This window comes from Rhodosalinus sp. (genome assembly GCF_046542825.1).
In the GTDB taxonomy this organism is placed as follows: domain Bacteria; phylum Pseudomonadota; class Alphaproteobacteria; order Rhodobacterales; family Rhodobacteraceae; genus Rhodosalinus.
In genome coordinates this window covers 1-5,492 of sequence record NZ_JBKHAQ010000150.1, presented here as the reverse complement: position 1 = coordinate 5,492, position 5,492 = coordinate 1, and the positions used below count along the sequence as shown (strand labels likewise).

The window sequence follows — 5,492 nt, the reverse complement described above, 5'->3', positions numbered from 1 at the left end:
AGGCGCCCACCGCGTCCCGGAACGGGCCGTAGAAGGCAGAGGCGTATTTCGCGGCGTAGGACAGCAGCATGACGTTGGTGTGCCCCGCTGCTTCCAGCGCGTCGCGCAGCGCGCCGATGCGGCCGTCCATCATGTCCGACGGGCCGATGATGTCGGCGCCGGCCTCCGCCTGGGACAGCGCCTGTTTCACCAGCGCCTCGACCGTCTCGTCGTTGACGACGTAGCCGTCGCCTTCGCGCACGAAGCCGTCGTGGCCGTCGACGTTGTAGGGATCGAGCGCCACGTCGGTCATCACCGCGATCCCCGGCACCTCGGCCTTGATCGCCCGCGTCGCTGTATTGCTCAGGTTATCGGGATTCCAGGCCTCGGCGCAGTCCTTCGTCTTCTTCGCGGGGTCGGTGTAGGGAAAGAGGCAGATCGCCGGGATGCCCAGGTCGGCCGCGCGGCGTGCGGCCTCCACCACCTTGTCCACGCTCAGCCGGTGCACCCCTGGCATCGAGGGGATCTCTTCCTCGATCCCTTCGCCGTCGCGCAGGAAGACGGGCCAGATCAGGTCCTCCACGGTCAGCGTGTGCTCGCGCGTGAGCGCGCGGGTCGCAGGCTGCGCGCGGGCGCGGCGGAAGCGGGCGGCGGGATATGGCGCGTTGACGGGCTGCATCGGCGGAACCTCCTCGTGTCGGCCCGCAGCCTTGCCCGAGGCTCCGCGCGGTGTCCAGCCGCGGCGTCCCCGCCCTCACCAGCGGTGTCCCGTCGCGCCCCAACGCGATGTCTCGTGATCGCATCCGAGGGGCGACGGCCCGGCAGGGGCCGTCGCCTGGGCCGGAGGCTCAGGCCAGTTGCCCGTCCTCGATCTTCAGCGCCTCGGGCTTGCCGCGGCGGGCGAGCCAGTCGGGCCGCGGCTTCCGTGCCGCGAAGGGATCGACCAGTGCGTTCGAAACCGCATTGTAGACGAAGAAGGCATTCGAGCGCGGAAAGGGCGTGATGTTGCCGTTCGATCCGTGAATCGTGTTGCAGTCGAACAGGATCAGCGTGCCCGCGGGCCCCTCTGCATCCGCGATGCCATGCGCCTCGGCCAGTTTGCGGAGGCTTTCCTGCGAGGGCGTGCCCACCTTCTGCGCCTTGAGCGAACTCTTGTGGTTGTCCTCGGGCGTTTCGCCCACGCAACTGACGAAGGTCCGGTGCGAGCCGGGCATCAGCATCAGCGCGCCGTTGTGCGCGCGGTTGTCGGTCAGCAGCAAAGAGGCCGAGACGGCGCGCATCCGGGGCATCCCGTCCTCGGCGTGCCAGGTCTCGAAATCGGAGTGCCAGTAGAACTCCTTGCCCGAAAAGCCGGGTTTGTAGTTGAGTCGCGACTGGTGGATATAGACCTCGTCGCCCAGCAGGAAGCGCGCGATACCGGCGATGCGCGCGTCGCGGCTGAGCCGTGCCATCAGGGCGTCGTGATCCTCGAGGCGGAAGATGGTGCGCACCGCGTCCGAGCCGGGCTCCGTCACCACGTCGTCCCCGGCGCGGTCACGGCCCTCGGCTCTCAGTTGGGCGGCTGCATTCACAAGCGTCTCGACCTCGGCCGGCGAGAAGAGATCGCGGAGGATGAGGAATCCGTCGCGGGCGAAGCTGTCCGCCTCGTCGCGCGAGATGGGCGCTTTATCGGTCCATTCGGACCATACGACGCGGTCGGTGCGCTCGATCCAGCGCTCTGCCCCGCTGCCGCGGGTCGGGTAGGCGTCTGCGACGTCGAAATCGCTGCGTCGGGAAACAGTCATTTCCATTACTGAAATCTCCTCTTTCTTGCGGTTCTGGCGCGCAACGGTGTGCCCTCCGTGCAACGGATGGACGCGCAGCCGGTTCCGGAAAGCCCGTGTGCCATGACGCAGAATGAAGGAGGGTGCGCGGGGCTGGGCTTTCACGCGCGGGACCGCTACCTAGGGCCCTGCTGTGCGGGGTGCAAGGGGGTGTCCGTGGACTGGCAGACCGCCGTCTTCGATGTCATCGACATGCGGTCCTTTTCGAGCCTGTGGTTCTGGATCGCGCTGGCGGTGGTCTGGTCGATGGCCAGCCACTGGGTGCTGGGCGTGCCCTACGACATGGTCGTGCGCGCTTCGCGCCACGGCGGGGCGGCCGAGGCCGATCTCGAGGCGCTGGTCCGGATCAACGTGGACCGCATGCTGTTTGTCGCAACGTCGCTCGGGGCCTGGCTGATCGGGCTCGTTTGCTTCGTGCTGACCACGCTCGCGCTTCTGGGCTTCTGGTATGCGATCGAGTTCGCGCAGGCGCTGTTCTGCCTGCTCTTGCCACTTACCGTCGTCTGGGCGATGAGCCTGCGCGCGGCGGTCCGGATTCGCGCCGAGGCTCTTTCAGGCGACGCGCTGCGGCGCCGCCTCCGCATGCAGCGCGTTTTTACCCAGGCAGTGGGCATGGTGGCCATCTTTCTCACAGCGCTCTGGGGCATGTATCAGAACCTGTCGCGGCTGCCGCTGGGCGATTGACACGGAACGGACAAGGGCAAGGCGATGAACGGGCAGACCCCCGGCGCCGGGCGCGTCACCATCGGCGGCGCGCCGGAAGGCTTCGATGCCGAACTCGTGCTGCGCGAGGCCGCGCGCGCGGACGGCCCGGTGATCCATGTGGCGCGCGACGACCGCCGCATGGCAGCGATGCGCGCGGCGCTGGCTTTCTTCGATCCCGCGATGCCGGTGCTGAGCTTCCCGGCCTGGGATTGCCTGCCCTACGACCGCGTCTCTCCCAATCCCGACATCTCTGCCGCGCGCATGGCGACGCTGGCCGCGCTGGTGCACGGCGCGCCGCGCCGCTTCGTGCTGCTGACCACGCTCAACGCGGTGACGCAGTTCCTGCCCGCGCGCGCTGTGCTGGCCGAGGCCGCCTTCGTCGCCGACGTCGGCCGCCGCATCGACGAGGCGGAGTTGCGCGCCTTTCTCGCGCGCATGGGGTTCAGCCATGCGCCCACCGTCACGGAACCCGGCGATTACGCGGTCCGGGGCGGCATCATCGACATCTATCCGCCGGGCGAGGGCGGGCCCGTGCGCCTCGACCTCTTCGGCGACACGCTGGACGGCGCGCGCCGCTTCGATCCCGCGTCGCAGCGCACCACCGACTCGTTGCAGCGGGTGGAGCTTGCGCCCGTCTCCGAGGTGATCCTCGACGAGCCTTCGATCCGCCGCTTCCGGCAGAATTATCGCATCGCCTTCGGCGGCGGCGGCACCGACGATCCGCTCTACGAATCGGTCAGCGCGGGCCGCAAGCCGCAGGGCGCCGAACACTGGCTGCCGCTCTTTCACGAGCGGCTGGAGACCCTGTTCGACTATCTGCCGGGCGCGCCCGTCTGCCTCGACGATCAGGTGCTCGCAGCCCACCGCGCGCGCTGGGAGGGGATCGTGGACCAGTACGACGCGCGGCGCGAGGCGATGGGCCAGAAGGGCCGCTTCGACACCGTCTACAAACCGGTTCCGCCGGGCGAGCTGTATCTGGACGAGGCGGCGCTGGAGCGGGCGCTGGCGGATCGCCGCGTGGCGCGGTTCCATCCCCTGCCGCAGCCCTCTGGGCCGGGCGTCACGGATGCCGGCGGCCGGATCGGCCGCAGTTTCGCGCCCGAGCGTCAGAGCGAGAAGATCAACCTCTTCAATGTCCTGGCGGAGCATGTTCGCGCGCAGCTTCAGGAGGGGCCGGTGGTGATCGCCTCCTGGTCCGAAGGTGCGCGCGAACGGCTCGACGGGCTTCTGGAGGACGAGGGGCTGGTGGGCGCGGTGCCGGTGCCGGATGCCACGCGCCTTGGCAAGTCCGGCCTGCACCTGGCCGTCTGGCCGTTGGAGCAGGGCTTCACCCGCCCGGGGCTGACGGTGATCTCGGAACAGGACGTGCTGGGCGACCGGCTGATCCGCGGTGCGAAGAAGCGCCGCCGGGCCGAGAACTTCCTGACCGAGGCGCAGTCGCTCTCGCCCGGCGACCTTGTGGTGCATGTCGAGCACGGCATCGGCCGCTACAGGGGGCTCGAGGTCGTCACGGCGGCGGGGGCCGCGCACGAGTGCCTGCTGCTGGAATATGCCGAGGGCGCGAAGCTCTACCTGCCGGTCGAGAACATCGAACTGCTCAGCCGCTACGGCCACGAGGAGGGGCTGCTCGACAAGCTGGGCGGCGGCGCCTGGCAGGCGCGCAAGGCGAGAATGAAGGAGCGCATCCGCCAGGTGGCGGAGCGGCTGATCCGCATCGCCGCCGAGCGCGAGTTGCGCAAGGCCCCGGTGCTGGAGCCGCAGCCCCACGCGTGGGAGGCGTTCTGCGCGCGCTTCCCCTACGAGGAGACCGAGGACCAGATGCGCGCCATCGAGGACGTGCTGGGCGATCTGGAAGCGGGCCGCCCGATGGACCGGCTGATCTGCGGCGACGTGGGCTTCGGCAAGACCGAGGTCGCCATGCGCGCGGCCTTCGTCGCCGCCATGTCCGGCCAGCAGGTGGCGGTGATCGCGCCCACCACGCTGCTTGCGCGCCAGCACGCGCAGAGCTTTCGCGAACGGTTCCGGGGCTTCCCGCTTGAGGTGCGGGCGCTGTCGCGCTTCGTTTCGCAGAAAGAGGCGTCGGAGACGCGCGCGGGGCTGGCGAAGGGCACGGTCGACATCGTGGTGGGCACCCACGCGATCCTGTCGAAGTCGGTGAAGTTCGCCAACCTGGGCCTGCTGATCGTGGACGAGGAGCAGCGCTTCGGCGTGACCCACAAGGAGCGGCTGAAGCAGCTGCGCTCGGACGTGCACGTTCTGACGCTGACGGCCACGCCCATCCCGCGCACCCTGCAGATGGCGCTGTCGGGCGTCCGGGACCTCAGCGTGATCGGCACGCCGCCGGTCGACCGCCTGTCGATCCGGACCTACGTGGGCGAGTTCGACGCCGTCACGGTGCGCGAGGCGCTGCTGCGCGAGCATTATCGCGGCGGGCAGAGCTTCTTCGTCGTCCCGCGAATCTCCGACCTGCCCGAGATGGAGGCGTTCCTGCGCGAGCAGGTGCCCGAGGTGAGTTACGTTGTCGCCCACGGCCAGATGGCGGCGGGCGAGCTCGACGACCGGATGAACGCCTTCTACGACGGGCGCTACGATGTGCTGCTGGCCACGACCATCGTCGAATCGGGCCTCGACATTCCCACCGCCAATACCATGGTCATCCATCGCGCGGACATGTTCGGCCTTGCGCAACTCTACCAGATCCGCGGGCGGGTGGGGCGCGCGAAGACCCGTGCCTACGCCTATCTGACGACCAAGCCGCGCGCGCCGCTCACGCCCGCGGCCGAGAAGCGGCTGAAGGTGCTGGGCAGCCTCGACGCGCTTGGCGCGGGCTTCACGCTCGCCAGCCAGGATCTCGACATCCGCGGCGCCGGCAACCTTCTGGGCGAGGAACAGTCGGGGCAGATGCGCGACGTGGGCTATGAACTCTACCAGTCGATGCTGGAGGAGGCGATCGCGAGGATCCGCTCGGGCGAGGCCGAGGGGCTG

At 69.3% G+C, this 5,492-nt stretch carries 3 protein-coding genes and 1 pseudogene; 2 read left to right on the top strand and 2 right to left on the bottom strand.

Annotated features, from left to right (window positions below; genetic code table 11):
- Both ACLFOB_RS14055 and thpD read right to left on the bottom strand, forming a co-directional pair.
- Positions 1-658: pseudogene (locus ACLFOB_RS14055) on the bottom strand (porphobilinogen synthase); the annotation flags it as partial.
- Between the two features lie 169 nt (positions 659-827).
- Positions 828-1,769 (bottom strand): ectoine hydroxylase, encoded by a 942-nt coding sequence (gene thpD, locus ACLFOB_RS14050; protein WP_410926485.1) that lies wholly within the window; start codon positions 1,767-1,769, stop codon positions 828-830.
- A 189-nt stretch (positions 1,770-1,958) separates the two neighbouring features.
- Between thpD and ACLFOB_RS14045 the strand changes: the two genes are divergently transcribed.
- Entirely contained in the window at positions 1,959-2,486 is a 528-nt protein-coding gene (locus ACLFOB_RS14045) for a component of SufBCD complex (RefSeq protein WP_410926484.1), read from the top strand.
- 24 nt (positions 2,487-2,510) lie between these two features.
- The coding region (gene mfd / locus ACLFOB_RS14040; RefSeq protein ID WP_410926483.1) for a transcription-repair coupling factor at positions 2,511-5,492 on the top strand (2,982 nt) is incomplete at its 3' end.

What these genes read in the sequence shown, in the direction of transcription:
- thpD (WP_410926485.1), bottom strand. Translation starts at nt 1,769, where the DNA reads ATGGAAATGACTGTTTCCCGACGCAGCGATTTCGACGTCGCAGACGCC.